At 54.6% G+C, this 24,759-nt stretch carries 23 protein-coding genes and 6 tRNA genes; 15 read left to right on the top strand and 14 right to left on the bottom strand.

Annotated features, from left to right (window positions below; all coding sequences use genetic code 11):
- Positions 1–37 precede the first annotated feature (37 nt).
- The 7 genes from E0L16_RS05815 (at position 38) to pdxK (ending at position 6,786) form a co-directional block, all read left to right on the top strand.
- The gene (locus E0L16_RS05815; protein WP_131636511.1) at positions 38–937 is read left to right on the top strand and encodes a Dyp-type peroxidase; all 900 of its coding nucleotides are present in this window, start codon (positions 38–40) and stop codon (positions 935–937) included.
- A 176-nt stretch (positions 938–1,113) separates the two neighbouring features.
- The gene (locus E0L16_RS05820) at positions 1,114–2,127 is read left to right on the top strand and encodes a sulfate ABC transporter substrate-binding protein (RefSeq protein WP_131636512.1); all 1,014 of its coding nucleotides are present in this window, start codon (positions 1,114–1,116) and stop codon (positions 2,125–2,127) included.
- Positions 2,127–2,960 (top strand): sulfate/thiosulfate ABC transporter permease CysT, encoded by an 834-nt coding sequence (gene cysT / locus E0L16_RS05825; protein ID WP_107533459.1) that lies wholly within the window; start codon positions 2,127–2,129, stop codon positions 2,958–2,960. The genes E0L16_RS05820 and cysT overlap by 1 nt, the downstream gene beginning before the upstream one ends.
- Positions 2,960–3,835, top strand: coding sequence for a sulfate/thiosulfate ABC transporter permease CysW (cysW, locus tag E0L16_RS05830; protein ID WP_131636513.1), 876 nt, complete (start codon positions 2,960–2,962; stop codon positions 3,833–3,835). Before cysT ends, cysW begins: the two co-directional genes overlap by 1 nt.
- Positions 3,825–4,919 (top strand): sulfate/thiosulfate ABC transporter ATP-binding protein CysA, encoded by a 1,095-nt coding sequence (gene cysA / locus E0L16_RS05835; protein WP_131636514.1) that lies wholly within the window; start codon positions 3,825–3,827, stop codon positions 4,917–4,919. Before cysW ends, cysA begins: the two co-directional genes overlap by 11 nt.
- Positions 4,920–5,032: 113 nt before the next feature.
- A complete protein-coding gene (gene cysM / locus E0L16_RS05840; protein ID WP_131636515.1) occupies positions 5,033–5,944 on the top strand; it encodes a cysteine synthase CysM in 912 nt (303 codons plus the stop codon).
- A 5-nt stretch (positions 5,945–5,949) separates the two neighbouring features.
- Positions 5,950–6,786 carry a pyridoxine/pyridoxal/pyridoxamine kinase gene (gene pdxK / locus E0L16_RS05845; protein WP_063868102.1) on the top strand — a complete coding sequence of 279 codons (837 nt, stop codon included), beginning with the start codon at positions 5,950–5,952 and terminating at the stop codon, positions 6,784–6,786.
- Between the two features lie 44 nt (positions 6,787–6,830).
- Here the strand turns inward: pdxK and crr are convergent, their stop codons facing one another.
- The 5 genes from crr to cysZ form a co-directional block, all read right to left on the bottom strand.
- Positions 6,831–7,334 carry a PTS glucose transporter subunit IIA gene (gene crr, locus E0L16_RS05850; RefSeq protein WP_022648946.1) on the bottom strand — a complete coding sequence of 168 codons (504 nt, stop codon included), beginning with the start codon at positions 7,332–7,334 and terminating at the stop codon, positions 6,831–6,833.
- A 43-nt stretch (positions 7,335–7,377) separates the two neighbouring features.
- Entirely contained in the window at positions 7,378–9,105 is a 1,728-nt protein-coding gene (gene ptsI / locus E0L16_RS05855) for a phosphoenolpyruvate-protein phosphotransferase PtsI (RefSeq protein WP_006811455.1), read from the bottom strand.
- A 45-nt stretch (positions 9,106–9,150) separates the two neighbouring features.
- Positions 9,151–9,408 carry a phosphocarrier protein Hpr gene (gene ptsH, locus E0L16_RS05860; protein ID WP_000487600.1) on the bottom strand — a complete coding sequence of 86 codons (258 nt, stop codon included), beginning with the start codon at positions 9,406–9,408 and terminating at the stop codon, positions 9,151–9,153.
- Between the two features lie 317 nt (positions 9,409–9,725).
- On the bottom strand, positions 9,726–10,697 hold the full coding sequence (cysK, locus tag E0L16_RS05875; RefSeq protein ID WP_006811453.1) for a cysteine synthase A: 972 nt from the start codon (positions 10,695–10,697) through the stop codon (positions 9,726–9,728).
- 163 nt (positions 10,698–10,860) lie between these two features.
- Positions 10,861–11,622 carry a sulfate transporter CysZ gene (gene cysZ, locus E0L16_RS05880; protein ID WP_131636516.1) on the bottom strand — a complete coding sequence of 254 codons (762 nt, stop codon included), beginning with the start codon at positions 11,620–11,622 and terminating at the stop codon, positions 10,861–10,863.
- A gap of 229 nt (positions 11,623–11,851) precedes the next feature.
- On the opposite strand from cysZ, the gene zipA reads away from it, so the two are divergent.
- From zipA to E0L16_RS05900, 3 genes are all read left to right on the top strand, one after another.
- The gene (zipA, locus tag E0L16_RS05890) at positions 11,852–12,865 is read left to right on the top strand and encodes a cell division protein ZipA (protein WP_131636517.1); all 1,014 of its coding nucleotides are present in this window, start codon (positions 11,852–11,854) and stop codon (positions 12,863–12,865) included.
- Positions 12,866–12,933: 68 nt separating this feature from the next.
- A complete protein-coding gene (gene ligA, locus E0L16_RS05895) occupies positions 12,934–14,949 on the top strand; it encodes an NAD-dependent DNA ligase LigA (protein WP_131636518.1) in 2,016 nt (671 codons plus the stop codon).
- A 1-nt stretch (position 14,950) separates the two neighbouring features.
- Positions 14,951–15,166 (top strand): DUF3820 family protein, encoded by a 216-nt coding sequence (locus E0L16_RS05900; protein ID WP_131636519.1) that lies wholly within the window; start codon positions 14,951–14,953, stop codon positions 15,164–15,166.
- Here E0L16_RS05900 and E0L16_RS05905 read toward each other — a convergent pair.
- The gene (locus E0L16_RS05905) at positions 15,163–16,158 is read right to left on the bottom strand and encodes a bile acid:sodium symporter family protein (RefSeq protein WP_131636520.1); all 996 of its coding nucleotides are present in this window, start codon (positions 16,156–16,158) and stop codon (positions 15,163–15,165) included. The genes E0L16_RS05900 and E0L16_RS05905 overlap by 4 nt on opposite strands.
- Before the next feature lie 89 nt (positions 16,159–16,247).
- Here E0L16_RS05905 and E0L16_RS05910 point away from each other — a divergent pair, with 89 nt between their 5' ends.
- The gene (locus E0L16_RS05910) at positions 16,248–17,189 is read left to right on the top strand and encodes a LysR family transcriptional regulator (RefSeq protein ID WP_131636521.1); all 942 of its coding nucleotides are present in this window, start codon (positions 16,248–16,250) and stop codon (positions 17,187–17,189) included.
- Here the strand turns inward: E0L16_RS05910 and E0L16_RS05915 are convergent.
- The 5 genes from E0L16_RS05915 to E0L16_RS05935 form a co-directional block, all read right to left on the bottom strand.
- Positions 17,180–17,521 (bottom strand): FlxA-like family protein, encoded by a 342-nt coding sequence (locus tag E0L16_RS05915; RefSeq protein ID WP_107533451.1) that lies wholly within the window; start codon positions 17,519–17,521, stop codon positions 17,180–17,182. The two genes, E0L16_RS05910 and E0L16_RS05915, sit on opposite strands and share 10 nt — an antisense overlap.
- A gap of 137 nt (positions 17,522–17,658) precedes the next feature.
- A tRNA-Lys gene (locus E0L16_RS05920) sits at positions 17,659–17,734 on the bottom strand.
- Positions 17,735–17,738: 4 nt separating this feature from the next.
- A tRNA-Val gene (locus E0L16_RS05925) sits at positions 17,739–17,814 on the bottom strand.
- 29 nt (positions 17,815–17,843) lie between these two features.
- Positions 17,844–17,919, bottom strand: a tRNA-Val gene (locus tag E0L16_RS05930).
- Positions 17,920–17,960: 41 nt separating this feature from the next.
- A tRNA-Val gene (locus E0L16_RS05935) sits at positions 17,961–18,036 on the bottom strand.
- A gap of 258 nt (positions 18,037–18,294) precedes the next feature.
- On the opposite strand from E0L16_RS05935, the gene gltX reads away from it, so the two are divergent.
- Positions 18,295–19,710: a glutamate--tRNA ligase gene (gene gltX, locus E0L16_RS05940; RefSeq protein ID WP_063868117.1), complete on the top strand. Its 1,416-nt coding sequence runs from the start codon at positions 18,295–18,297 to the stop codon at positions 19,708–19,710.
- Positions 19,711–19,761: 51 nt separating this feature from the next.
- Here gltX and E0L16_RS05945 read toward each other — a convergent pair whose 3' ends face one another.
- Complete coding sequence (locus E0L16_RS05945; protein WP_203464997.1) at positions 19,762–20,148, bottom strand: YfeC-like transcriptional regulator; 387 nt, start codon at positions 20,146–20,148, stop codon at positions 19,762–19,764.
- 1 nt (position 20,149) lies between these two features.
- Positions 20,150–20,512 (bottom strand): YfeC-like transcriptional regulator, encoded by a 363-nt coding sequence (locus E0L16_RS05950; protein WP_063868121.1) that lies wholly within the window; start codon positions 20,510–20,512, stop codon positions 20,150–20,152.
- Between the two features lie 217 nt (positions 20,513–20,729).
- On the opposite strand from E0L16_RS05950, the gene E0L16_RS05955 reads away from it, so the two are divergent.
- The 3 genes from E0L16_RS05955 (at position 20,730) to E0L16_RS05965 (ending at position 23,323) form a co-directional block, all read left to right on the top strand.
- Positions 20,730–20,805: transfer RNA gene (locus E0L16_RS05955), tRNA-Ala, on the top strand.
- A gap of 41 nt (positions 20,806–20,846) precedes the next feature.
- A tRNA-Ala gene (locus E0L16_RS05960) sits at positions 20,847–20,922 on the top strand.
- Between the two features lie 211 nt (positions 20,923–21,133).
- On the top strand, positions 21,134–23,323 hold the full coding sequence (locus E0L16_RS05965; RefSeq protein WP_131636522.1) for an EAL domain-containing protein: 2,190 nt from the start codon (positions 21,134–21,136) through the stop codon (positions 23,321–23,323).
- A gap of 45 nt (positions 23,324–23,368) precedes the next feature.
- On the opposite strand, the gene nupC is transcribed toward E0L16_RS05965, so the two are convergent.
- Entirely contained in the window at positions 23,369–24,556 is a 1,188-nt protein-coding gene (gene nupC / locus E0L16_RS05970) for a nucleoside permease NupC (protein ID WP_063450445.1), read from the bottom strand.
- Positions 24,557–24,759: the final 203 nt, after the last annotated feature.

Genomic DNA, 24,759 nt, shown 5'->3' on the forward strand with positions numbered 1-24,759 from the left:
GCCACGCTGTCGTGGCATCTTTTTTTCAGGAGGAGCGATGTCTCAGGTTCAGAGTGGCATTTTGCCAGAACATTGCCGCGCGGCGATTTGGATTGAAGCCAACGTCAACGGGGACGTGGATGCCCTGCGCGGGGCCAGCAAAATTTTCGTTGATAAACTGGCCACCTTCCAGGCCAAATTCCCGGAAGCCCATCTGGGCGCGGTAGTGGCCTTTGGCAACACCGTCTGGCGTCAGCTGAGCGGCGGCGAAGGCGCGGAAGAGCTGAAGGACTTCATGCCTTATGGTAAAGGTCTCGCGCCAGCCACCCAGTACGACGTGCTGATCCACATTCTCTCCCTGCGCCACGACGTGAACTTCTCCGTCGCTCAGGCAGCAATTGAGGCTTTTGGTGACAGCATTAACGTGCAGGAAGAAATCCACGGTTTCCGCTGGGTGGAAGAGCGCGATTTAAGCGGCTTCGTCGACGGCACCGAAAACCCGGCCGGGGAAGAGACGCGTCGTGACGTGGCTGTTATCAAGGACGGCGTGGACGCGGGCGGCAGCTATGTGTTTGTCCAGCGCTGGGAGCACAACCTCAAGCAGCTTAACCGCATGAGCGTGCATGACCAGGAGATGATGATTGGCCGCACCAAAGATGCCAATGAAGAGATTGATGGCGATGCGCGTCCGGTGACGTCCCACCTGACCCGCGTTGATCTTAAAGAAGACGGTAAGGGGCTGAAGATTGTTCGCCAGAGCCTGCCGTACGGCACCGCAAGCGGTACGCATGGCCTGTACTTCTGCGCCTACTGCGCGCGCCTCTATAACATTGAACAGCAGCTGCTGAGCATGTTTGGCGATACCGACGGCAAGCGCGACGCCATGCTGCGCTTCACCCGCCCGGTCACCGGCGGCTACTACTTTGCGCCGTCCGTGGAGCGCCTGCTGGCGCTGTAAAACGCACTCCACATAGAGGCCGGGTAAGCGTTAGCGCCACCCGGCAATTTCTCCCGCACCCCTTATTCCCTTTTCTGCTTCCAAATCACCAAACGGTATATAAAACCGTTACTCCTTTAGACTCCGTTATAAATATTATGACTATAAGATAGTCATCACATTTATAAGGGCGCGCAATGGCCGTTACTGTACTGAAAAAAGGATCGCTGGCACTGGCAGGCTTACTGCTGGTGGCGCAGGCGCAGGCAACTGAGTTACTGAACAGTTCTTATGATGTTTCGCGCGAGCTGTTTGCCGCCCTTAATCCCGCCTTCGAACAGCAGTGGGCGAAAGAGAACAACGGCGACAAGCTGACCATCAAACAGTCTCACGCCGGCTCGTCCAAGCAGGCGCTGGCCATTTTGCAGGGGCTGAAGGCGGATGTGGTGACCTATAACCAGGTGACGGACGTGCAGATCCTGCACGACAGAGGCAAGCTGATCCCGGCGGACTGGCAAAGCCGCCTGCCGAACAACAGCTCACCGTTCTACTCCACCATGGGCTTCCTGGTGCGCAAGGGCAACCCGAAAAACATTCACGACTGGAACGACCTGGTGCGTCGTGACGTAAAGCTGATCTTCCCGAACCCGAAAACCTCCGGCAACGCGCGTTATACCTACCTGGCAGCGTGGGGCGCGGCGGACAAAGCTGACGGTAACGATAAAGCGAAAACCGAACAGTTTATGACCCAGTTCCTGAAAAACGTCGAGGTGTTTGATACCGGCGGCCGTGGCGCAACCACCACCTTCGCCGAGCGCGGGCTGGGCGACGTGCTGATCAGCTTCGAATCCGAAGTGAACAACATCCGCAAGCAATATGAAGCGCAGGGCTTTGAGGTCATTATCCCGAAAACTAATATTCTGGCCGAGTTCCCGGTGGCGTGGGTGGATAAAAACGTTAAGGCTAACGGCACCGAAAAGGCAGCTAAAGCCTATCTCAACTATCTGTACAGCCCGCAGGCGCAGACGGTGATTACTGACTATTACTACCGCGTCAACAATCCGGACGTAATGAACAAGCTGAAGGATAAATTCCCGCAGACCGCGCTGTTCCGCGTGGAAGACCATTTCGGCGCCTGGCCTGAGGTGATGAAAACCCATTTTGCCAGCGGCGGTGAGTTAGACAAACTGCTGGCGGCGGGGCGTAAGTAATGTTTGCAGTCTCCTCCAGACGCGTGCTGCCGGGCTTTACCTTAAGCCTCGGGACCAGCCTGCTGTTCGTCTGTCTGATTTTGCTGTTGCCGCTCAGCGCGCTGGTGGTGCAGCTCTCTGAGATGAGCTGGTCCCAGTACTGGGAAGTGGTCACTAACCCGCAGGTGGTGGCGGCCTACAAGGTCACGCTGCTGTCGGCGTTCGTGGCCTCGATTTTCAACGGCGTGTTTGGCCTGCTGATGGCGTGGATCTTAACCCGCTATCGCTTCCCGGGCCGTACGCTGCTCGACGCGCTGATGGATCTGCCGTTTGCGCTGCCGACGGCGGTGGCCGGCTTGACGCTGGCGTCGCTGTTCTCCGTAAACGGCTTCTACGGCGAATGGCTGGCAAAGTTTGATATCAAAGTGACCTATACCTGGCTCGGTATCGCGGTAGCGATGGCCTTTACCAGCATCCCGTTTGTGGTGCGTACCGTGCAGCCGGTGCTGGAAGAATTAGGCCCCGAATACGAAGAGGCCGCGGAAACGCTGGGGGCCACGCGCTGGCAAAGCTTCCGCAAGGTAGTGCTGCCGGAACTTTCTCCGGCCCTGCTGGCGGGTGTTGCGCTCTCGTTTACCCGCAGCCTCGGTGAATTTGGCGCGGTCATTTTTATCGCCGGGAACATCGCGTGGAAAACCGAAGTGACCTCGCTGATGATTTTTGTCCGTTTGCAGGAGTTTGATTATCCGGCCGCGAGCGCGATTGCCTCGGTGATCCTTGCCGCGTCGCTGCTGCTGCTGTTCTCGATTAACACTCTGCAAAGTCGCTTTGGTCGACGTGTGGTAGGTCACTGATGGCGGAAGTTACGCAATTGAAGCGCTATGACGCGCCCCGCATCAACTGGGGCAAATGGTTTCTGATTGGTACGGGCGTGCTGGTCTCTGCCTTCATTCTCGTTGTGCCGATGGTGTACATCTTCGTTCAGGCCTTCAGCAAAGGGATTATGCCCGCGCTGCAAAACCTGGCCGATCCGGACATGCTCAACGCCATCTGGCTGACGGTGATGATTGCCCTGATCACCGTCCCGGTGAACCTGGTGTTTGGCGTATTGCTGGCCTGGCTGGTGACCCGCTTTAACTTCCCGGGGCGTCAGCTGCTGCTGACCCTGCTGGATATCCCGTTTGCGGTGTCGCCGGTGGTGGCCGGTCTGGTCTATCTGCTGTTTTACGGCTCTAACGGCCCGCTGGGCGGCTGGCTGGATCAACACGACCTGCAAATTATGTTCGCCTGGCCGGGCATGGTGCTGGTGACGGTCTTTGTGACCTGTCCGTTCGTGGTGCGCGAGCTGGTGCCGGTGATGTTAAGCCAGGGCAGCCATGAGGATGAAGCGGCCGTGCTGCTGGGCGCCACCGGCTGGCAGATGTTCCGCCGCGTGACGCTGCCGAATATCCGCTGGGCGCTGCTTTACGGCGTGGTGCTGACCAACGCCCGTGCGATTGGTGAGTTTGGCGCGGTGTCGGTGGTATCCGGCTCGATTCGCGGCGAAACCCTGTCGCTGCCGCTACAGATTGAATTACTGGAACAGGACTACAACACCGTCGGTTCCTTTACTGCCGCAGCGTTGCTGACGCTGATGGCGATTTTGACCCTGTTTTTGAAGAGTGTGGTGCAGTGGCGTTTAGAGAATCAGGAAAAACGTCAGCATCAGGAGGGAAATCATGAGCATTGAGATTGCCAATATTAAGAAGTCTTTTGGTCGCACCCAGGTGCTGAATGATATCTCGCTGGATATCCCTTCCGGACAAATGGTGGCGCTGCTGGGGCCGTCTGGCTCCGGTAAAACCACGCTGCTGCGTATTATCGCCGGGCTTGAACATCAGACCAGCGGACATATCCGCTTCCACGGTACGGACGTTAGCCGCCTGCACGCCCGCGACCGTAAGGTGGGCTTTGTGTTCCAGCATTACGCCCTGTTCCGCCACATGACGGTATTCGACAACATCGCGTTTGGCCTGACCGTACTGCCGCGTCGTGAGCGCCCGAATGCGGCCACCATCAAAGCGAAAGTGACCAAACTGCTGGAGATGGTGCAGCTGGCTCACCTGGCGGACCGTTTCCCGGCCCAGCTTTCAGGTGGACAGAAGCAGCGCGTGGCGCTGGCGCGCGCGTTGGCCGTTGAGCCGCAAATTTTGCTGCTGGATGAACCATTCGGCGCGCTGGATGCGCAGGTGCGAAAAGAGCTGCGCCGCTGGCTGCGTCAGCTGCATGAAGAGCTCCAGTTCACCAGCGTTTTCGTGACCCACGATCAGGAAGAGGCGATGGAAGTGGCCGACCGCGTGGTGGTGATGAGTCAGGGCAACATTGAGCAGGTTGACGAGCCAGAGCAGCTCTGGCGTGAACCGGCGACCCGCTTCGTGCTGGAGTTTATGGGCGAGGTGAACCGTCTTCAGGGCACCATTCGCGGCGGTCAGTTTCACGTTGGGGCGCACCGCTGGCCGCTGGGCTACACCCCGGGGCATCAGGGGCCGGTCGATCTGTTCCTGCGTCCGTGGGAAGTGGACGTCAGCCGCCGTACCAGCCTGGATTCACCGCTCCCGGTGCAGGTGCTGGAAGCGAGCCCTAAAGGTCACTACACCCAGTTGGTCGTTCAGCCGCTGGGCTGGTATACCGAGCCGCTGACCGTGGTTATGCGTGACGATGAGCCGCCACACCGGGGGGAACGCCTGTTTGTGGGGCTGCAACACGCGCGCATTTATCACGGCAACGAGCGCATCGAGACGCGCGAGGATATTGCTCTGGCGGAGTCAGCCTGATAGGTTAGGATTACGTAGTTTTGCCGGGTGGCGCTGCGCTTACCCGGCCTACAATATGACGTCTGTAGGCCCGGATCGCTGCGCGCCACCGGGCTTTTTATTGGACAGCGATCATGAATACATTAGAAAACACCATCGGCAACACCCCTCTGGTCAAACTTCAGCGCATGGTGCCGAACAACGGCAGCGAAATCTGGGTCAAACTCGAAGGCAATAACCCGGCAGGCTCGGTAAAAGATCGGGCGGCGCTGTCGATGATTGTCCAGGCCGAAAAGCGCGGCGAGATAAAGCCCGGCGACGTGTTAATTGAAGCCACCAGCGGTAATACCGGTATCGCACTGGCGATGATTGCCGCGCTGAAGGGCTATCGCATGAAGCTGCTGATGCCGGACAACATGAGCCAGGAGCGCCGGGCCGCCATGCGCGCCTACGGGGCCGAGCTGATTCTGGTGAGCAAAGAGCAGGGGATGGAAGGGGCGCGCGACCTGGCGCTGGCGATGGCCGGGCGAGGGGAAGGCAAGCTGCTCGACCAGTTCAATAACCCGGACAACCCGTACGCGCACTACACCACCACCGGCCCGGAAATCTGGCAGCAAACCGACGGGCGTATCACCCACTTTGTCTCCAGCATGGGCACCACGGGCACGATCACCGGTGTGTCACGCTTTCTGCGCGAGCAGGCAAGCCCGGTGACGATTGTCGGCCTACAACCGGAAGAGGGAAGCAGTATTCCGGGCATTCGCCGCTGGCCCGCGGAGTATATGCCGGGCATCTTTAATGCGCAGCTTGTGGACCAGGTGCTGGATATTCATCAGCGCGAGGCGGAAAATACCATGCGTGAGCTGGCCGTGCGTGAAGGCATCTTCTGCGGCGTCAGCTCTGGCGGTGCCGTAGCGGGCGCGATCCGGGTGGCCAATTCCACGCCGGGAGCGGTGGTGGTTGCGATTATTTGCGATCGCGGCGATCGTTACCTGTCTACCGGCGTCTTTGGTGAAGAGAGTTATTCGCAGGGGGCGGGGATCTAAGCGTCATGGAGATGATTTTATTCCGGGATAATACCCGGGCGCAGCAAACCGATATTGTCGCCGTACAGTCGCAGGTGGTGTACGGCAGCGTAGGCAACAGCATCGCGGTGCCGAATATTCGCACCCACCGGCTGAACGTTACCGCCGTGCCAACGGTGCTGTTCAGCAATACGCCGCACTACGACACCTTCTACGGCGGTGTCATCCCGGATGAGTGGTTTAGCGGCTACCTTAAGGCGCTGGAAGAGCGGGAGATCCTGCGTGAGTTAAAAGCGGTCACGACCGGCTATATGGGCAGCGCCAGCCAGATCGTGCTGTTGGCGCAGTGGCTAAAGGCGATAAAGGTACAGCATCCCGATTTGCTGGTGCTGGTTGACCCGGTAATCGGGGATGTCGACAGCGGGATGTACGTGAAACCTGAAATTCCTGAAGCCTACCGTGAGCACCTGCTGCCGCTGGCCCAGGGCATTACGCCCAACGTGTTTGAGCTGGAAGTGTTGAGCGGTAAATCGTGCCGTACGCCAGAGAGCGCCATCGCCGCCGCGCAGGGGCTGCTCTCCGACACGCTGAAGTGGGTAGCCATTACCAGCGCGCCAGTGGCTGACGATCCGCAGAATATTCATGTGGTGCTGGTCAGCGAAGAGGGCGTTACCGTAAGCGCGCACCCGCGCGTAGAGACGGACCTGAAAGGGACAGGCGATCTGTTTTGTTCGGAGCTGGTGAGCGGTATCGTCGGCGGGAAAACCGTGGCTGACGCCATTCGCATGGCAGGTGACAGAGTGACTGACGTGATGATCTACACGCAGTCGAAAGGCTACGACGAGCTTATTCTGCCTGCATAAACAAAAATGGCGCCCGAAGGCGCCATTTTACCGTGCGGCAAGAATTACTTCTTGATGCGGATAACCGGGGTTTCACCCACGGTAACGCTGCCAGACAGTTTGATCAGCTCTTTGATTTCGTCCATGTTGGAGATAACAACCGGAGTCAGGGTAGACTTCGCTTTTTCTTCCAGCAGTGGCAGATCGAATTCAATCACCGGGTCGCCAACTTTCACACGCTGGCCTTCTTCCGCGATACGTTTGAAGCCTTCGCCTTTCAGTTCAACGGTGTCGATACCGAAGTGAACGAACAGTTCGATACCGCTATCAGATTCGATAGAGAACGCATGGTTGGTTTCAAAAATCTTACCAATGGTACCGTCAACTGGAGCAACCATTTTGTTGCCAGTTGGTTTGATAGCAATGCCATCACCAACGATTTTCTCAGCAAACACTACATCCGGCACGTCTTCGATGTTGACGATCTCGCCGGAGAGCGGAGCAACAATCTCAATAGTTCCGGAGTCGCTATTGCTTTTGTCACCGAACAGTTTACTAAATAAACCCATTAGACTTATCTCCTAAGCAGTAATTTGGGCCGCATCTCGTGGATTAGCAGATTGTTTTTTCTTCAATGAACTTGTTAACCAGCGTCATTAACTCGTCCGTTGTCGGTTGAGCAAGAGCCTGCTCTGCTAATACCTTCGCATCTTCGAAGTTCGTGTTACGGATAATCTTCTTGATGCGCGGGATGGAAATGGCGCTCATAGAGAATTCGTCCAGACCCATACCCAGCAACAGAAGTGTAGCACGTTCGTCGCCTGCAAGCTCACCACACATGCCAGTCCATTTACCTTCTGCATGAGAAGCATCAATAACTTGCTTGATCAAATTCAGTACAGACGGCGACATTGGCTGGTAGAGATGTGAAATCATATCATTACCACGGTCAACTGCCAGGGTGTACTGCGTTAAATCATTGGTACCGATACTAAAGAAATCAACTTCTTTGGCTAAATGACGCGCAATGGTCGCGGCTGCCGGTGTTTCCACCATCACGCCAATCTCAATTGACTCGTCAAACGCTTTACCTTCGTCACGCAGTTCCTGCTTGTAGATTTCAATCTCTTTCTTAAGTGCACGCACTTCTTCAACAGAGATGATCATCGGGAACATGATGCGCAGCTTACCGAAAGCGGATGCACGCAGGATAGCGCGAACCTGGTCACGCAGGATCTCTTTGCGATCCATGGCGATACGCACGGCACGCCAGCCCAGGAACGGGTTCTCTTCTTTCGGGAAGTTCATGTACGGCAGCTCTTTGTCGCCGCCGATGTCCATGGTGCGAACGATTACGGCCTGTGAGCCACACGCTTCGGCAACCGCTTTGTACGCGGCAAACTGCTCTTCTTCAGTTGGCAGTGCGTCGCGGTCCATGAACAGGAATTCAGTACGATACAGACCTACACCTTCCGCACCGTTGCGCTCAGCGCCGTCAACGTCGCGTACGGTACCGATGTTAGCGCACACTTCAACCTGATGGCCGTCCAGCGTGATGGCCGGCAGGTCTTTCAGTTTAGCGAGTTCTGCTTTCTCGGTAGCAACCTGCTCCTGAACGGAACGCAGCTGCTCGATCACATCGTTAGTTGGGTTGACGTAAACCACGTTGTTTACGGCGTCCAGAATCAGATAGTCGTCGTTTTTCACCTGCGAGGTGACGCTACCGGTACCCACGATAGCTGGCAGTTCCAGAGAACGCGCCATGATTGAGGTGTGGGAAGTACGGCCACCTGCATCGGTAATGAAACCCAGCACCTTGTTCAGGTTCAGCTGTGCGGTTTCAGACGGGGTCAGGTCAGCGGCAACCAGGATCACTTCGTCCTGAATCGCGCTCAGATCGATGATGGCCAGACCCAGGATGTTGCGCAGCAGGCGCTTACCGATGTCACGTACGTCAGCCGCACGCTCTTTCAGGTATTCATCGTCCAGCTCTTCCAGGGCAGAAGCCTGACCTTCGATAACTTCATGCGCAGCCGCGTCGGCCGTCATGCCTTTATCTTTAATCAGGGCTATGATTTCCTGCTCCAGCTCCTCATCTTCGAGCAGCATAATGTGCCCTTCGAAGATGGCTTCTTTTTCTTCACCGAAAGTTTCACCAGCTTTAGTTTTAATCGCTTCCAGTTGCGCAGATGCCTTGGCACGACCGCTCAGAAAACGTTCAACTTCCTGATCAACCTTGTCGGCAGAAATTTTTTTCCGGTCAATGACGATTTCATCTTCTTTCAGCAGCAGTGCTTTGCCGAAAGCGATACCCGGGGATGCTAAAATGCCTGAAATCATAACCCTACCTTACTTGTGACTGATATTGAAAAGAACCCGGTAAACTTACTCGAGTTCAGCCATCAGCTTAACCAGATGCTCAACTGCTTTCTGCTCGTCTTCACCTTCAGCAGAAATGGTAACAACGGTACCCTGAGTCAGGCCCAGAGTTTGCAGTTTGAACAGGCTTTTTGCGCTAGCGCTTTTGCCGTTGGAAGTCACAGTGATTTCAGAAGTGAAGCCTTTCGCTTCTTTAACAAACTGAGCAGCAGGGCGGGTGTGCAGACCGTTCGGAGCGGTAATGGTAACTTCTTGCTGGAACATTGTATTTCCCCAACTTATAGGTTTAGTGTTGTGGAACTAAAGTCTAGCCTGGCGACTTAACTTTAGCCTGTATTGTTAGCGCTGACGTTTCAATCGTCATTAAACATTATGCAGTGAAAGCAAGACTTGAACCAAATCATAAAATCGATTCAGCAGCGCTATTTCGTTCACTGATTAATTTCGCGCATCAAAATAATTGCTGGTTTAAATACCAGACCCAACGGGGTGAAGCAATGCCAGGAGGGGTAAAAGTTTGAAGCAGGCCACAAAAAAGCACCTGAAAAGGTGCTTTTTTACGCGTTTTTAACATACTGGCATCACTGTTGCAGTTCTTTCTCCGTGAAGAGATCGGCAAACAGTGCGGTGCTCAAGTAACGCTCACCCGAAGAAGGCAGGATAACCACAATATTCTTATTGGTAAAGGTTTCATCTTCCAGAAGTTTGAGGGCAGCCGCAACCGCCGCACCGGAAGAGATACCCGCCAGAATGCCTTCCTCGTCCATCAGGCGACGCGCCGTGGAGATGGCTTCTTCATTGGTAATGGCAACCACTTTATCGATCAGCTTCAGATCCAGGTTGCCCGGAATAAAGCCTGCGCCGATGCCCTGGATTTTGTGCGGGCCTGGCTTAATCTCTTCTCCCGCCAGCGCCTGAGCGATAACCGGTGAGTCGGTTGGCTCAACGGCAACGGTAATCAGATCTTTTTTACCTTTCGTGCCTTTAATATAGCGAGACACGCCGGTCAGCGTACCGCCGGTACCTACGCCGGAGATAAAGACATCAACCTGGCCGTCGGTATCTTCCCAGATTTCCGGACCGGTGGTTTTCTCATGAATTTCCGGGTTGGCCGGATTGCTAAACTGCTGAAGCAGCAGATATTTTGCCGGATCGCTGGCGACGATTTCTTCCGCTTTCTGAATCGCACCCTTCATGCCTTTCGCGCCTTCGGTCAGGACCAGATTTGCACCCAGCGCTTTCAGCAGCTTGCGACGCTCAATGCTCATGGTTTCAGGCATGGTCAGCGTCAGCTTATAGCCGCGCGCCGCTGCAACGTAGGCCAGGGCAATACCGGTGTTACCGCTGGTCGGTTCCACCAGCTCAACGCCGGGCTTCAACACGCCACGTTTTTCAGCATCCCAAATCATATTTGCACCGATACGGCATTTCACGCTGAAGCTTGGGTTACGAGATTCGACCTTCGCCAGAATGCGTCCATTACCGATACGGTTCAGTCGAACCAGGGGCGTATGACCGATAGTCAGCGAGTTGTCTTCATAAATCTTACTCATGGCCTGTCCTTAACTGTATGAAATTGGGATACCGACTCAGCATACCTGTTGAATAAGTATGGGGAAGTAAGGAAATCGCATATCTATATGCTGCAAGGAAATAATGGGGATCAGTATGGAATAAGGGGCGGCATAAGCCACCCCTCTTTTACACATTTTTGCATTACTTCCATAACGCGTGCTTAGCACGGTAGCAGTCCACCCACATCGCCGTCGCGCCGCAAACGGCAACGGGCATGATGAACAGATTCAGGAATGGAATCATGGTGAACAGGCTGGTGAGCGCGCCGAACTGCATATTGGCAACCTTCTGAGTGCGCAGGGCGGTGCGCATCTCTTTAAACGGCACCTTGTGGTTATCGAACGGGTAGTCGCAGTACTGGATGGCGAGCATCCAGGCGCTGAACAGGAACCACAGTACGGGGGCCACCGTCTGGCCGATACCAGGGATGAAATAAAGGATAAGCAGCACAATCGCGCGCGGCAGGTACCAGGCAAATTTCTGCCATTCGCGCTTCATGATGCGGGGGATATCCTTCATGATCCCCAGTACGCCCGTGTCAGGCGGGGTCGCACCGGTCAGGCGCGCTTCCAGCTGTTCGGCCAGCAGACCGTTGAACGGCGCGGCTATCCAGTTTGCTATCGTCGAAAAGAAATAGCCGAAAACCAGCAACACGGAAATGACCGCTATCGGCCAGAGCAGGTAGTCCAGCCACTGTAACCATTCCGGCACATAGCTCATCAGGGAAGGGATCCAGCTTTCCAGCCTGGTGAACAGCCACCAGAACGCGCCCCCCATCAGAAGAATGTTGATCAGCAGCGGCAAAATAACGAAGCGTCGAATGCCCGGCAGGGAGACCAGTTTCCAGCCCTGTGAAAAATACCAGACCCCGCTACGTGGGGTAGAAGAAGATGTTGAAACCATACCAGGCTGTACTCCTTTTTACACAACCAGTGGAATTGCCCGCCTATATTATCCAGTTACGGGCCAATGACCAGTTCGGAAATGTTCGAAAAACCAGCAAAAAGCACGATTTAGTTCATCTTTATGCTGTGAATGCTCTGCATACACTTGCACTTGACGTAAACGGCAAATACTCTTAGTGAGTAAATGTTTGCCGTGGTGGCAAGGTGTTAGAACAACAGAGAATATAATGATGCAGGATTTGCGTCTGATATTAATCATTGTTGGCGCGATCGCCATAATCGCTTTACTGGTACATGGTTTCTGGACCAGCCGTAAAGAGCGTTCCTCTATGTTTCGCGATCGTCCACTGAAGCGCATGAAGTCCAGTCGTGACGACGATGACGTTGAAGACGACGTCGACGGCCTTGACGACGACGGCGTGGGTGAAGTCCGTGTTCATCGGGTCAATACTGCGCCCGGCGCAGCGCATGGAGAGCATGAAGCTCCCCGCGCTCCGCAGCATCAGTATCAACCACCGTATGCCTCTGCCCAGCCGCGCCAGCCAGCGCCGCCGCCAGTGGAAGAACCTGTGCGTCATCCGCCGCAGCAGCCTGTGCAACCGCAGCCCGTTGCGCCACAGCCTGTACAGCCGCAACCTGTGCATCAGCCTGCTCAGCCAGTGCAACAGCCACAGCCGGCTCAGCAGCCACAGCCGGTACAGCAGCCGCAGCCAGTGCAGCAACCGCAGCCTGAACCCGTACCGCCTGCGGCACAGCCCGCTCCGCGCGTTGAGCCAGAGCCGGTAGCAGCGCCAGAACCGGTTGTTGAAAAGCCGCAGCGTAAAGAAGCAGTGATCATCATGAACGTGGCTGCCCATCACGGCACCCATCTGAACGGTGACGTGCTGCTTAACAGCATCCAGCAGGCAGGCTTCAAGTTCGGCGACATGAATATTTTCCATCGCCACCTCAGTCCTGACGGCAGCGGCCCGGCACTGTTTAGCCTGGCCAATATGGTGAATCCAGGCACGTTTGACCCGGAAATGACCGGTGATTTCGTCACGCCAGGCGTAACGATCTTTATGCAGGTGCCGTCCTACGGTGACGAACTGCAAAACTTTAAGCTGATGCTACAGTCCGCTCAGCACATCGCCGACGAAGTGGGCGGTGTGGTGCTCGACGATCAGCGTCGAATGATGACGCCGCAGAAACTGCGCGAATATCAGGACCGCATCCGCGAAGTTAAGGAAGCGAACGCGTAATCGTCGCGTTAACGTCAACCCCTCCTCAACCCCCGCTTGTCGGGGGTTTTTCTCATTGATGGTGCGATATGGACTCAATCGAACAACAACTTACTGAACTGCGAACCACGCTTCGCCATCATGAATATCTCTATCATGTTATGGATGCACCGGAAGTGCCGGATGCGGAATATGACCGCCTGATGCGTGAACTGCGCGAGCTGGAAGCGCAGCACCCGGAGCTGATTACGCCAGACTCCCCGACGCAGCGTGTCGGCGCCGAGCCGCTGGGCGCTTTCAGTCAGGTGCGTCACGAAGTGCCGATGCTGTCGCTGGATAACGTTTTTGATGAAGAGAGTTTTCTGGCTTTCAATAAGCGCGTGCAGGATCGCCTGAAGAGTGTCGACAATCTGAGCTGGTGCTGCGAGCTGAAGCTGGACGGTCTGGCCGTCAGCATTCTTTATGAGAACGGCGTGATGGTGCGTGCCGCAACGCGCGGCGATGGCACCACCGGGGAAGACATCACCACCAACGTGCGCACCATACGTGCGATCCCGCTTAAGCTGCGTGGCGAGAACATTCCAGCCCGTCTGGAAGTGCGCGGGGAGGTGTTCCTTCCGCAGGCGGGCTTTGAAAAGATCAATGAAGAAGCGCGTCGTACCGGGGGAAAAGTGTTTGCTAACCCGCGTAACGCGGCGGCAGGTTCTCTGCGTCAGCTCGATCCGCGCATCACCGCGAAGCGACCGCTTACTTTCTTCTGCTACGGCGTCGGGATCCTGGAGGGCGGCGAGCTGCCAGATACCCATCTCGGGCGCTTATTGCAGTTCAAAGAGTGGGGGTTACCGGTAAGCAACCGCGTGCAGCTCTGCGACTCTCCGGAGGCGGTGCTGGCGTTCTACCGTAAGGTTGAAGAGGATCGCCCCACACTCGGGTTTGATATTGATGGCGTGGTGATCAAGGTTAACTCCATGGCGTTGCAGGAACAGTTAGGGTTTGTGGCCCGTGCGCCGCGCTGGGCGGTGGCCTTTAAGTTCCCGGCGCAGGAGCAGATGACCTTCGTTCGCGACGTGGAGTTTCAGGTAGGGCGTACGGGGGCGATTACGCCGGTAGCGCGTCTGGAGCCTGTACAGGTGGCCGGCGTGCTGGTGAGCAACGCCACGCTGCATAACGCCGATGAAATTGCCCGCCTGGGCCTGCGCATCGGTGACAAAGTGGTGATTCGACGCGCGGGCGACGTGATCCCGCAGGTGGTCAACGTTGTGGAGTCAGAGCGTCCTGCCGACACCCGCGCCATTGAGTTTCCGGCCCACTGTCCGGTATGTGGTTCTGACGTAGAGCGCGTGGAAGGTGAAGCGGTAACGCGCTGTACGGGCGGGTTAATCTGCGGCGCACAGCGTAAAGAGTCCCTGAAGCACTTCGTCTCACGCCGGGCGATGGACGTGGACGGAATGGGTGACAAGATCATCGACCAGTTAGTTGAGAAAGAGTACGTCCATACGCCAGCGGACCTCTTTACGCTGACGGCAGGCAAGCTGACCGGCCTCGATCGTATGGGACCGAAATCCGCCCAGAACGTCGTTAACGCACTTGAGGCAGCCAAAAACACCACCTTTGCCCGATTCCTCTACGCGCTCGGCATTCGTGAAGTCGGGGAGGCGACGGCGGCGGGGCTGGCGGCGTATTTCGGCACGCTGGAGGCGCTGGAGAAAGCCAGCATCGACGAGCTTCAGAAAGTCCCGGATGTCGGCATCGTGGTCGCCACCCACGTCTTTAACTTCTTCGCCGAAGAGAGCAACCGTGAGGTGATCGGTAAATTACTGGAGCAGGGGATTCACTGGCCCGCCCCGGTAGTGGTGAATGCCGACGAAATCGACAGCCCGTTTGCCGGTAAAACGGTGGTGCTGACCGGTAGCCTGAGTCAGCTTTCGCGCGATGACGCGAAGGCCCGCCTGGTGGCGCTGGGGGCGAAAGTGGCGGGCAGCGTGTCGAAGAAAACCGATCTGGTGATTGCCGGGGAAGCGGCCGGCTCGAAGCTGGCCAAAGCGCAGGAGCTCGGCATCGAGGTGATCGACGAAGACGAAATGATGCGCCTGTTAGGAGAATAACGTGGAAAAAGAGCAGCTCGTTGAGATCGCCAATACGGAGATGCCGTTCGGTAAATATAAGGGCCGCAGGCTGATTGATTTACCGGAAGAGTATCTGCTGTGGTTTGCCCGTAAGGATGCGTTCCCCGCCGGGCGACTGGGCGAGCTGATGGCTATCACGTTAATGATCAAAACTGAGGGGCTGACCCAGCTGGTTCAGCCCCTGAAGCGTCCTTAAGCTTTCGCGGCGCGGGTCTCTTCCTGCGCCAGCTTTTCCGTCTGCGCCTTATAGCGCCGCGCCAGTACCGCACACACCATCAGCTGGATCTGATGGAAAATCATCAGCGGCAGCACCATCATCCCAATGACCGAGGTCGGGAACAGGATATTGGCCATCGGGATCCCGTTAGCCAGGCTCTTTTTCGACCCGCAGAAGACGATGGTGATTTCATCGGCCTTATTGAAGCCGCACCTGCGGGCCACAAAGACGTTTACCGCGATGACAATGGCCAGCAGAACAATGCTCACCACCACAATAAACAGCAGCGATCCGGCGCCCACCTTGTGCCAGATGCCGTTTACAACGGCTTCGCTAAAGGCCGTGTAAACCACCAGCAGAATGGAGCTTTGATCCGTTTTGCCGATCCATTTTTTGTGTTTCGCCACAAACTCCCCAATCCAGGGGCGGGATAAGTGTCCGAGCACAAACGGCAGCAGCAGTTGCAGACAAATTTTACCCACCTGTTCCAGGTTGCCCTCCGCACCGTGCATGTTCATCAGCAGACCGACCAGCAGCGGTGAAACGAAGATCCCCAGCAGGCTGGAAGCGGAAGCAGAGCAAACCGCCGCCGCGACGTTGCCGCCCGCCAGCGAGGTAAAAGCAATAGCGGACTGCACCGTGGCCGGCAAAATGCACAGATAGAGGAAGCCGGAGTACAGCGCGGGGTCGACATTCACCGGCGCCCACCAGGCAAACAGTACGCCCAGTAACGGGAAGAGGATAAAGGTGCTGCACATTACCCAGAGGTGCAGTCGCCAGTGGCTACCGCCTGCAATAATGGCTTCCCGGGAAAGCTTGGCGCCATGCATAAAGAACAGCAGGGCAATGGCTGCCGTGGTCACGCCTTCAATAATGGGCACAAAACTGCCTCGCGCCGGGAAGAACGAGGCCAGCAAAACGACTCCAATCAGGGTCAGCGTGAACGGATCAAGGATACGAAAAAGTTTCATAATCACTCCTGAAAACAGATGCCGCTATTGTGCTTTCTTCCCTTTGAGAAATAAAATTGATTTATTGCATCCATTCATGAATTAAACAGATGAATTATTCGTTACGTCAGCTTCGCGTTTTCGTCACCGTCGCGCAGGCTCGCAGCTTTAGCCGGGCAGGGGAGATGATTGGCCTCAGCCAGTCGGCGGTGAGCCATAGCGTTAAGGAGCTTGAAACGCAAACGGGGGTGAAGCTGCTTGACCGTACGACGCGAGAAGTGGTGCTCACCGAAGCGGGGCAGCAGCTGGCAACGCGTCTGGAGAGGCTGCTGGATGAACTGAACAGTACGCTGCGGGATGTCGGGCGGCTCGGGCAACAGCTTTCCGGCACCGTGAGAGTTGCGGCGAGCCAGACGATTTCGGCGCATCTTATTCCTCAGTGCATTGCGGAAAGTAATCACCGCTATCCGGATATCGATTTTGTTTTGCACGACAGGCCGCAGCAGTGGGTGCTGGAGAGTATTCGTCAGGGAGAGGTGGATTTCGGAATTGTCATTGACCCCGGAGCGGTAAGCGACCTGGAATGTGAAGTGGTGCTCTCGGAGCCCTTTTTATTGCTCTGCCGCGATGATGACCCCCTGGCATCGCTGCCGCAGGTGACCTGGCAAGCCTTGCAGGGGGCAAACCTGGTGCTACAGGATTATGCCTCTGGCAGCCGTCCGCTGATAGATGCCGCACTGGCCGCGCAGGGCGTTAAGGCAACCATTGTGCAGGAAATTGGGCATCCTGCCACGCTGTTTCCGATGGTTGAAGCGGGGATTGGCATCAGCGTTCTGCCGGCGCTGGCGCTGCCACTGCCGCAGGGGAGTCGTTTAACGGTGAAGCGTTTCTTGCCCTGTATTGAACGCCAGCTGATGCTGGTACGCCGTAAAAACAGGTCTCTTTCTGGAGCGGCGCACGCCTGCTGGGATGTGGTGCGCATGCAGGCCGGGCGTTTGATGGAGGCCCGCACGCGCGATCCGCTCTTTAACGAAAACAGCGATCAGATGTAGATATCAACCTTATGGTCTGCGGAGGGCTTATTGATGCCTTCCGCCACGGCCTGACCGTTTTCCTGTTTTGGCATTGCCTCTTCTGCCTGCTGACGCAGCAATTGCGCCAGCTGTGCCTGCAACATAGCCAGCTGAGATTCGAGTAATTCCTGCTGCTTTTGCTTCTCTTCTGCCGTGGCATCACCCATGGCGACTTCTTTGAGCTGCTGAGTGACTTTCGTTATCTGTTTGGTCAGACGGGTGATCCGGGAAGCAATGTCGTTTCCGCCGGAGCTGTTGTCTACGCTGCCGATGTCCATCGCCGACAGAGAAACGGGCTTAAGAGTTGTCATATTGAGATCCTTTTCGCCATAAAATAGAGGTATCGGCAAAGAAGGCGTGATCTTGAGTAAAACAAGCGGTCTGGCTGCAATGAGGATGTGCTATATCGCAGATAGCAAAAAAGCGCCTTTAGGGCGCTTTTTTACATTGGTGGGTCGTGCAGGATTCGAACCTGCGACCAATTGATTAAAAGTCAACTGCTCTACCAACTGAGCTAACGACCCGAAATGGTGGGCGATGACGGGCTCGAACCGCCGACCCCCTCCGTGTAAAGGAGATGCTCTACCAACTGAGCTAATCGCCCATTTCGGAACTGCTGCGATAAGGTGAGAATGGTGGGCGATGACGGGCTCGAACCGCCGACCCCCTCCGTGTAAAGGAGATGCTCTACCAACTGAGCTAATCGCCCAATCTCAATTCTTATCTACACTGCGAGTCTACCGAAGTAGATGGTGGGTGATGACGGGCTCGAACCGCCGACCCCCTCCGTGTAAAGGAGATGCTCTACCAACTGAGCTAATCACCCCCGCTGTGTGGAGTCGCATTATAGGGAGAGTTGAAAATGAGTCAACGCATTTTCTAAAGTTTTTATTCGTTCGTCGTAAAATTAGTCAAAACGATCGCAAAACGGACTGTGGCGCATGATTTCTAAACAAAAACAGCAATCTCGAACCGGATAAAGTTATCGACATTGAGGAATCGGCCCACAGTGATAGAATATTGCCCATTGTTTTCTTCCCAGGATTTGCCGATTACCGGCATCTTTATAACGTAAGGCCATTTCATGAAAATCAAAACTCGCTTCGCGCCGAGCCCGACAGGCTATCTGCATGTCGGTGGTGCACGTACCGCTCTCTATTCCTGGCTTTTCGCACGCCACAACAAAGGTGAGTTTGTGCTGCGTATTGAAGACACCGATCTTGAGCGCTCAACGCCGGAAGCAATTGAAGCCATTATGGATGGGATGAACTGGCTGAATCTGGAGTGGGACGAAGGCCCGTACTTCCAGACCAAACGTTTTGACCGCTATAACGACGTCATTGACGAGATGCTGGTCGCGGGCACGGCCTATAAGTGCTACTGCTCCAGAGAGCGTCTGGATGCACTGCGCGAAGAGCAAATGGCAAAAGGCGAAAAACCGCGTTATGACGGTCGTTGCCGTCACGACCACAGCGAGCATGCTGCCGATGAGCCGTGCGTTGTGCGTTTTGCTAACCCGCAGGAAGGCTCTGTTATCTTTGATGACCAGATCCGCGGCCCGATCGAATTCAGCAACCAGGAGCTGGATGATCTGATTATTCGTCGTACTGACGGATCGCCAACCTATAACTTCTGCGTAGTGGTGGACGACTGGGATATGGAAATCACGCACGTGATCCGTGGTGAAGACCATATCAATAACACCCCGCGTCAGATCAACATCCTGAAAGCGCTGAACGCGCCGGTACCGGTGTACGCGCACGTATCGATGATCAACGGTGACGACGGCAAAAAACTGTCCAAACGCCACGGCGCGGTGAGCGTAATGCAGTACCGTGATGACGGCTATCTGCCGGAAGCGCTGCTGAACTACCTGGTGCGTCTGGGCTGGGCCCATGGCGACCAGGAGATCTTCAGCCGCGAAGAGATGATCAACCTGTTCTCTCTGAACTCGGTGAGCAAATCCGCCAGCGCTTTCAACACCGACAAGCTGCTGTGGCTGAACCATCACTACATCAATACCATGCAGCCAGAATATGTGGCGACTTATCTGCAATGGCACATTGAGCAGGCAAACATCGATACCCGTACTGGCCCGGAACTGGCGGATCTGGTGAAACTGCTTGGCGAGCGTTGCAAAACGCTGAAAGAGATTGCCGAAAGCTGCCGCTATTTCTATGAAGAGTTTGACGCGTTCGACGCGGACGCGGCCAAGAAACACCTGCGTCCGGTTGCGCGTCAGCCGCTGGAAGTGGTGCGAGACAAGCTCGAAGCCATTACCGAATGGACAGCGGAAAATGTGCACCACGCGATTCAGGCTACTGCTGATGAGCTGGAAATTGGCATGGGTAAAGTCGGTATGCCGCTGCGCGTTGCGGTAACGGGGGCAGGCCAGTCTCCGGCGCTGGACGTGACCGTACATGCAATTGGTAAATCGCGTAGCGTTGCGCGCATCAACAAGGCGCTAGGCTTTATCGCTGAGCGCGAAAGCCAGCAGTAATGCCCGCGTAATACACATAACGGCAGGGTGACCTGCCGTTTTTTTTGCCTGTTATTCAGCAATACCAAGACGCGTAAGGAAACCCTGCAAACCTTCACGCGCGAGCAGTGCGCGCAAACGTTCCTGTTCGACAGCCGTCATGTTTTCCAGCGAGTCGATGATTTGTGGAAGCAGGCTGGGTGAGGTCGCCACGCCATAGAGGGAAGGGCTTTCCGCAACGTGGTAAACAGCCTGACGGTTACGCATGGCGGGAAGGCTTATGATGTGCTCCTTCACGTGCGCATCAATGCATATCACCCGCGCTCTTCCGCCTTTAACACCATTAATCCCCTCCGTTTTCCATCCTTTTTGTCGTATCCAGCGATTAACGGTCTGTCGGGCTACGCCCAGACTGTCCGCCAGCTCTTCCGTGGTCATTTTGCTGCGTAATCTTTTCATATTAGCGTTGGTCGCGAATCCCTAAGCGTTGTAACAATCCGGTAATCCCTTCCCGCAGTAACAGCGATGTCATCTGCTTTTGCTCATCCGGCGTCATTTCATTCGCCAGCGTCATGAGCAGGGCGTGAAGTGAACCGTCGTGGTACGCCTTATCTGGCATTTCCGGCGACTCTGTCACCCTGCGTGCGCTGCGAATAAAGTCGCGCACTTTTTCATTGACGTGTACCAGACGCGCCTTGCCACCCTGAACGCCTGGTTTTGGCGATGTAATCCAACCCTCTTTACGTACCCATTTATTGATGGTCTGTCGGCTATAGCCAGTCAGCAGGGCTAACTCTTCTGGCGTCATTCGTTCCTTGATCATACAATTTCCTGAATATCTGTGGGGTTAATTAGTGGTTCATTTTATAGCACCGTTTTACGTGAAAACGTGACAAGCTTAACTCCTGGCTGCGAGCAGGCTCGCAAAGTGATTCATTTGCATGATTTTTCGGCGGTTGAAAGGCGGAGGCTGAATTTGCCGTTGACACGTTGCGGCGGAATTCATATTATGCCGCCCGTCAACATGACAGCTTTACGATGGGGCTATAGCTCAGCTGGGAGAGCGCCTGCATGGCATGCAGGAGGTCAGCGGTTCGATCCCGCTTAGCTCCACCAAACTCTGAACCCAACAGAGTGCGGTAGGTAAAGTAACATGTGGGGCTATAGCTCAGCTGGGAGAGCGCTTGCATGGCATGCAAGAGGTCAGCGGTTCGATCCCGCTTAGCTCCACCAAAATTTAAACCCTCGTCGCAAGACGGGGGTTTTTTTATATCTTGTAAAATGTTTAGACTCTTTTTGTTGCCAGCAATGTCGTTTTCTATACATCACCTCAATCCAAATCAATAAACAAGTCTATAAATAGACCTGAACTTGATTCGTGTAATTAATAAACCTATTATCCATCCGGTCAATAAGACGATGGTTAAATAGATCACACGGATTAATGAATAGAAAAATTTACAATAATGTAAAAATATTTATGATTGCCCTGGCGCTAAGCCTGATTGCGATCCCCTTTTCCCGTTATATCTCCCCGCGCGCTATCGTCAACGAAAATGATGTTTATTTAGCGTGGTTGCCCTTGAGCGCCATGCTCGCCATCGTGTTGTTATTTGGACGTCGGGCAATCATTCCTTTACTGATTAGTTTTAGTGTTACTAACATTTATTACTTTGATTTAGCATTACTACAATCTTCCGTGTTATTACTTTGTCAGACGTTTGCCGTCTTTGCGGCCTGTGGCGTTATCCGCCTGATGCTGGGCAAGCGCTGGCGACACAGCATGCCGAATAAGTACATCGGTATACGTATTTTCTGGCTCGGATTTATGGTTCCTGTAGGCATCAAATTATCGATGTATCTGGCTGGATATTTATTTGATTTCCCGGTGACAATCTCCTCCTATTTCGGCGAAGGCTCTGCAATTTATAACGTTATCGATATTCAAAGCCTGATTTGTGCCGCCCTGATTTTCACCATGATGTTCTATTACCCGTTAAGAATGATAATTAATCCCCGGTATGCCCGAACATTCTGGCGGCGAAGTGTGAAGCCCCTCTTTTGTCACAAAAAAGCGTTATTTATCGTTGTGTGGCTGATGCTGTTGGTCTCGATGATCGCTATTTTGTGCGCGCCTTTCGAGTCACAGTTTATAGCTGGTTATTTGATGCCAATCGTTTTTATTCTTTTTACCCTGGGGATTGGTCGTCTGAGCTATTCGCTCATCTCTTTGCTCTGGGCGGCTTCGGCGCTCATGCTGTTGACCTACAATTATAATTTTCTCAATGGCGTTGAATCGGGTCACTCACTTTCCTTTATCCTGTCGGTGCTCATCTCTTTCGCCATCTGCCTGCTTTACATGTCACGGATCTTCCAGAAAAGTGAATGGCTGAAACAGGGATGGCAGGAGAGGGCGCTTACCGATCCGCTCACCGGTCTGCCTAACATTCGTGCGCTGGAAGTTTTTCTTCAGCACCATCCTGAGGCTAAAGTCTGCTGCCTGCGCCTGGATAATCTGGAATTCCTGAGCCGTCACTACGGCATCCTCATGCGCGTGCACTGTAAAAAGATGATCACCGCGTCGCTGCAACCGCTATTGCAAAAAGACGAGAAGCTCTTCCAGCTACCGGGCAGCGAGCTGGTGGTGGTCTTGCTGGGGCCGGGCACGGCTGAGCGCCTGCAATATATGGTTGATCAACTGAACAGCCGTAAGATTACCTGGAACAAGACCGAGCTCGACATTGAGTTTGGTGCCTCCTGGGGGGAAGTGCCGGATGGGGAAAGCCTGCACCACACGCTGGGTCAGCTGAGCTGGCTGTCCGAGCAATCCTGTGGCGGGCATAACGTTCTGGCGTTAACCAACAGTCTGGATGATGTCTCTGGTCAGACGACGGACAGGGTGCTAATGCTGGCCCGCATAAAACGCGCCCTTGATATCGGCGGTCTTCACCTTTACGCCCAGCCAATCCACAACGCGCGCGGGGAAGGGTATTTTGAAATCCTCTCCAGGCTGGAAAGCGATGGCGAGATCATCACCCCTGACCGCTTTATTCCGCTGATTGCTCAGTTCAACCTGAGCCACCGGTTTGACCTGAACGTACTGGAAAAATTGCTGATGTGGATGCGCAGCCATCCGTCCGGACGTGCAGGAACGCGCTTCTCCGTCAATCTGATGCCGCTGACGCTGATGCAAAATGAAATTGCGGCTGAGATCATTGCCCTTTTTGAACGCTACGCTATTGCGCCGCAAGATATCATCATTGAGATCACCGAGGAACAGGCTTTCTCTGACTCGGGAAGCAGCATCAAAAATATCCAGCAGCTGCGTGATTACGGCTTCCGTATTGCCATAGACGACTTTGGTACCGGCTATGCCAACTTTGAGCGCCTGAAGCGGCTGGAGGCCGATATCATTAAGATCGATGGCAGCTTCGTGAAAGATATCTGCACCGACAGCATGGATGCGATGATCGTGCAGTCCATTTGCAACATGGCAAAAACGAAATCGCTGTGTGTGGTGGCTGAATATGTGGAAACGGCTGAACAACGCGAAATGTTGCTGCGATTTGGCGTAGATTATTTGCAGGGCTATTTGATTGGTAAACCCCAGCCTCTGACGGCGCTGGAAGCATAAAAAAACCGGGAGCGATGGCTCCCGGTTTTCGTTCAGCGGTATGAATTACAGGACCAGTGCCGCGATAGAGGCAGACAGGACGCTCACCAGCGTTGAACCGTAAACCAGCTTCAGGCCAAAGCGAGACACCACGTTACCCTGCTCTTCGTTCAGGCCTTTAATCGCGCCAGCGATGATACCGATGGAAGAGAAGTTCGCGAAGGAGACCAGGAAGACGGACAGGATCCCTTCCGCGCGGGGGGAGAGCGTGCTGGCAATCTTCTGGAGATCCATCATCGCCACGAATTCGTTGGATACCAGTTTCGTTGCCATGATGCTGCCCACCTGCAACGCTTCGTGAGCAGGTACACCCATCACCCAGGCAACCGGGTAGAAGATATAGCCCAGAATGCCCTGGAAGGAGATACCCAGTACGGCCGCAAACAGGGCGTTCAGCGCAGCGATCAGCGCGATAAAGCCAATCAGCATCGCGGCAACGATAACCGCAACCTTGAAACCAGCCAGAATGTATTCACCCAGCATTTCGAAGAAGCTCTGTCCCTCGTGCAGGTTTGACATCTGGATGTTCTCTTCGCTGGCATCCACACGGTACGGGTTAATCAACGAAAGGACGATAAAGGTGCTGAACATGTTCAGAACCAGCGCCGCAACCACGTATTTAGGTTCCAGCATGGTCATATACGCGCCCACGATAGACATGGAAACGGTAGACATTGCGGTCGCCGCCATGGTGTACATGCGGTTGCGGGACATCTTACCGAGGATATCTTTATACGCAATGAAGTTCTCAGACTGACCGAGGATCAGCGAGCTGACTGCGTTGAAGGACTCCAGCTTGCCCATGCCGTTAACTTTAGATAACAGGAAGCCGATCGCACGGATAACCACCGGCAGAACACGGATGTGCTGGAGGATACCGATCAGGGCAGAGATGAAGACGATAGGGCAGAGCACTTTCAGGAAGAAGAAGGCCAGACCCTGATCGTTCATGTTGCCAAAGACAAAGTTTGTCCCTTCGTTGGCAAATCCGAGCAGTTTTTCGAACATTTCGGAGAAGCCTTTCACGAAGCCGAGGCCTACGTTGGAGTTCAGGAAGAACCACGCAAGTAAAACTTCAATGACCAGCAGCTGGACAACATAGCGAATACGAATATTTTTGCGGTCTGTGCTGACCAGCAATGCGAGTGCAGTAACGACAACGAGTGCCAGGACAAAATGAAGGACGCGGTCCATATTTGCTCCAAATATGAGGCAGGTTTAATTTCCGTGCACATTCTATGTAACAAGCACAAAGAAAACGAGATCAAGCCCACACTATAGTTACATCCTGTGACGAGTCTCAAAAATAGTGATCAACAATACATTTTTGTTATGTTAGGTAAATGAGTGAAAAGTTAAGTTTGTGTGCTACGCTTCACAAATGTCTGCGCATTTTC

The organism is Enterobacter quasihormaechei, assembly GCF_004331385.1.
In the GTDB taxonomy this organism is placed as follows: domain Bacteria; phylum Pseudomonadota; class Gammaproteobacteria; order Enterobacterales; family Enterobacteriaceae; genus Enterobacter; species Enterobacter quasihormaechei.

Bases quoted from the DNA above. Each gene is read 5' to 3' on its own strand.
- pdxK (WP_063868102.1), top strand. From the start codon at position 5,950: ATGGAGATGATTTTATTCCGGGATAATACCCGGGCGCAGCAAACCGAT.
- E0L16_RS05820 (WP_131636512.1), top strand. From the start codon at position 1,114: ATGGCCGTTACTGTACTGAAAAAAGGATCGCTGGCACTGGCAGGCTTA.
- cysA (WP_131636514.1), top strand. From the start codon at position 3,825: ATGAGCATTGAGATTGCCAATATTAAGAAGTCTTTTGGTCGCACCCAG.
- E0L16_RS05815 (WP_131636511.1), top strand. From the start codon at position 38: ATGTCTCAGGTTCAGAGTGGCATTTTGCCAGAACATTGCCGCGCGGCG.
- E0L16_RS05905 (WP_131636520.1), bottom strand. From the start codon at position 16,158: ATGAAACTTTTTCGTATCCTTGATCCGTTCACGCTGACCCTGATTGGA.
- cysW (WP_131636513.1), top strand. From the start codon at position 2,960: ATGGCGGAAGTTACGCAATTGAAGCGCTATGACGCGCCCCGCATCAAC.
- crr (WP_022648946.1), bottom strand. From the start codon at position 7,334: ATGGGTTTATTTAGTAAACTGTTCGGTGACAAAAGCAATAGCGACTCC.
- cysK (WP_006811453.1), bottom strand. From the start codon at position 10,697: ATGAGTAAGATTTATGAAGACAACTCGCTGACTATCGGTCATACGCCC.
- E0L16_RS05965 (WP_131636522.1), top strand. From the start codon at position 21,134: ATGAATAGAAAAATTTACAATAATGTAAAAATATTTATGATTGCCCTG.
- cysT (WP_107533459.1), top strand. From the start codon at position 2,127: ATGTTTGCAGTCTCCTCCAGACGCGTGCTGCCGGGCTTTACCTTAAGC.
- E0L16_RS05945 (WP_203464997.1), bottom strand. From the start codon at position 20,148: ATGAAAAGATTACGCAGCAAAATGACCACGGAAGAGCTGGCGGACAGT.
- E0L16_RS05950 (WP_063868121.1), bottom strand. From the start codon at position 20,512: ATGATCAAGGAACGAATGACGCCAGAAGAGTTAGCCCTGCTGACTGGC.
- cysZ (WP_131636516.1), bottom strand. From the start codon at position 11,622: ATGGTTTCAACATCTTCTTCTACCCCACGTAGCGGGGTCTGGTATTTT.
- gltX (WP_063868117.1), top strand. From the start codon at position 18,295: ATGAAAATCAAAACTCGCTTCGCGCCGAGCCCGACAGGCTATCTGCAT.
- ligA (WP_131636518.1), top strand. From the start codon at position 12,934: ATGGACTCAATCGAACAACAACTTACTGAACTGCGAACCACGCTTCGC.
- ptsH (WP_000487600.1), bottom strand. From the start codon at position 9,408: ATGTTCCAGCAAGAAGTTACCATTACCGCTCCGAACGGTCTGCACACC.
- cysM (WP_131636515.1), top strand. From the start codon at position 5,033: ATGAATACATTAGAAAACACCATCGGCAACACCCCTCTGGTCAAACTT.
- E0L16_RS05910 (WP_131636521.1), top strand. From the start codon at position 16,248: ATGAATTATTCGTTACGTCAGCTTCGCGTTTTCGTCACCGTCGCGCAG.
- E0L16_RS05915 (WP_107533451.1), bottom strand. From the start codon at position 17,521: ATGACAACTCTTAAGCCCGTTTCTCTGTCGGCGATGGACATCGGCAGC.
- ptsI (WP_006811455.1), bottom strand. From the start codon at position 9,105: ATGATTTCAGGCATTTTAGCATCCCCGGGTATCGCTTTCGGCAAAGCA.
- zipA (WP_131636517.1), top strand. From the start codon at position 11,852: ATGATGCAGGATTTGCGTCTGATATTAATCATTGTTGGCGCGATCGCC.
- nupC (WP_063450445.1), bottom strand. From the start codon at position 24,556: ATGGACCGCGTCCTTCATTTTGTCCTGGCACTCGTTGTCGTTACTGCA.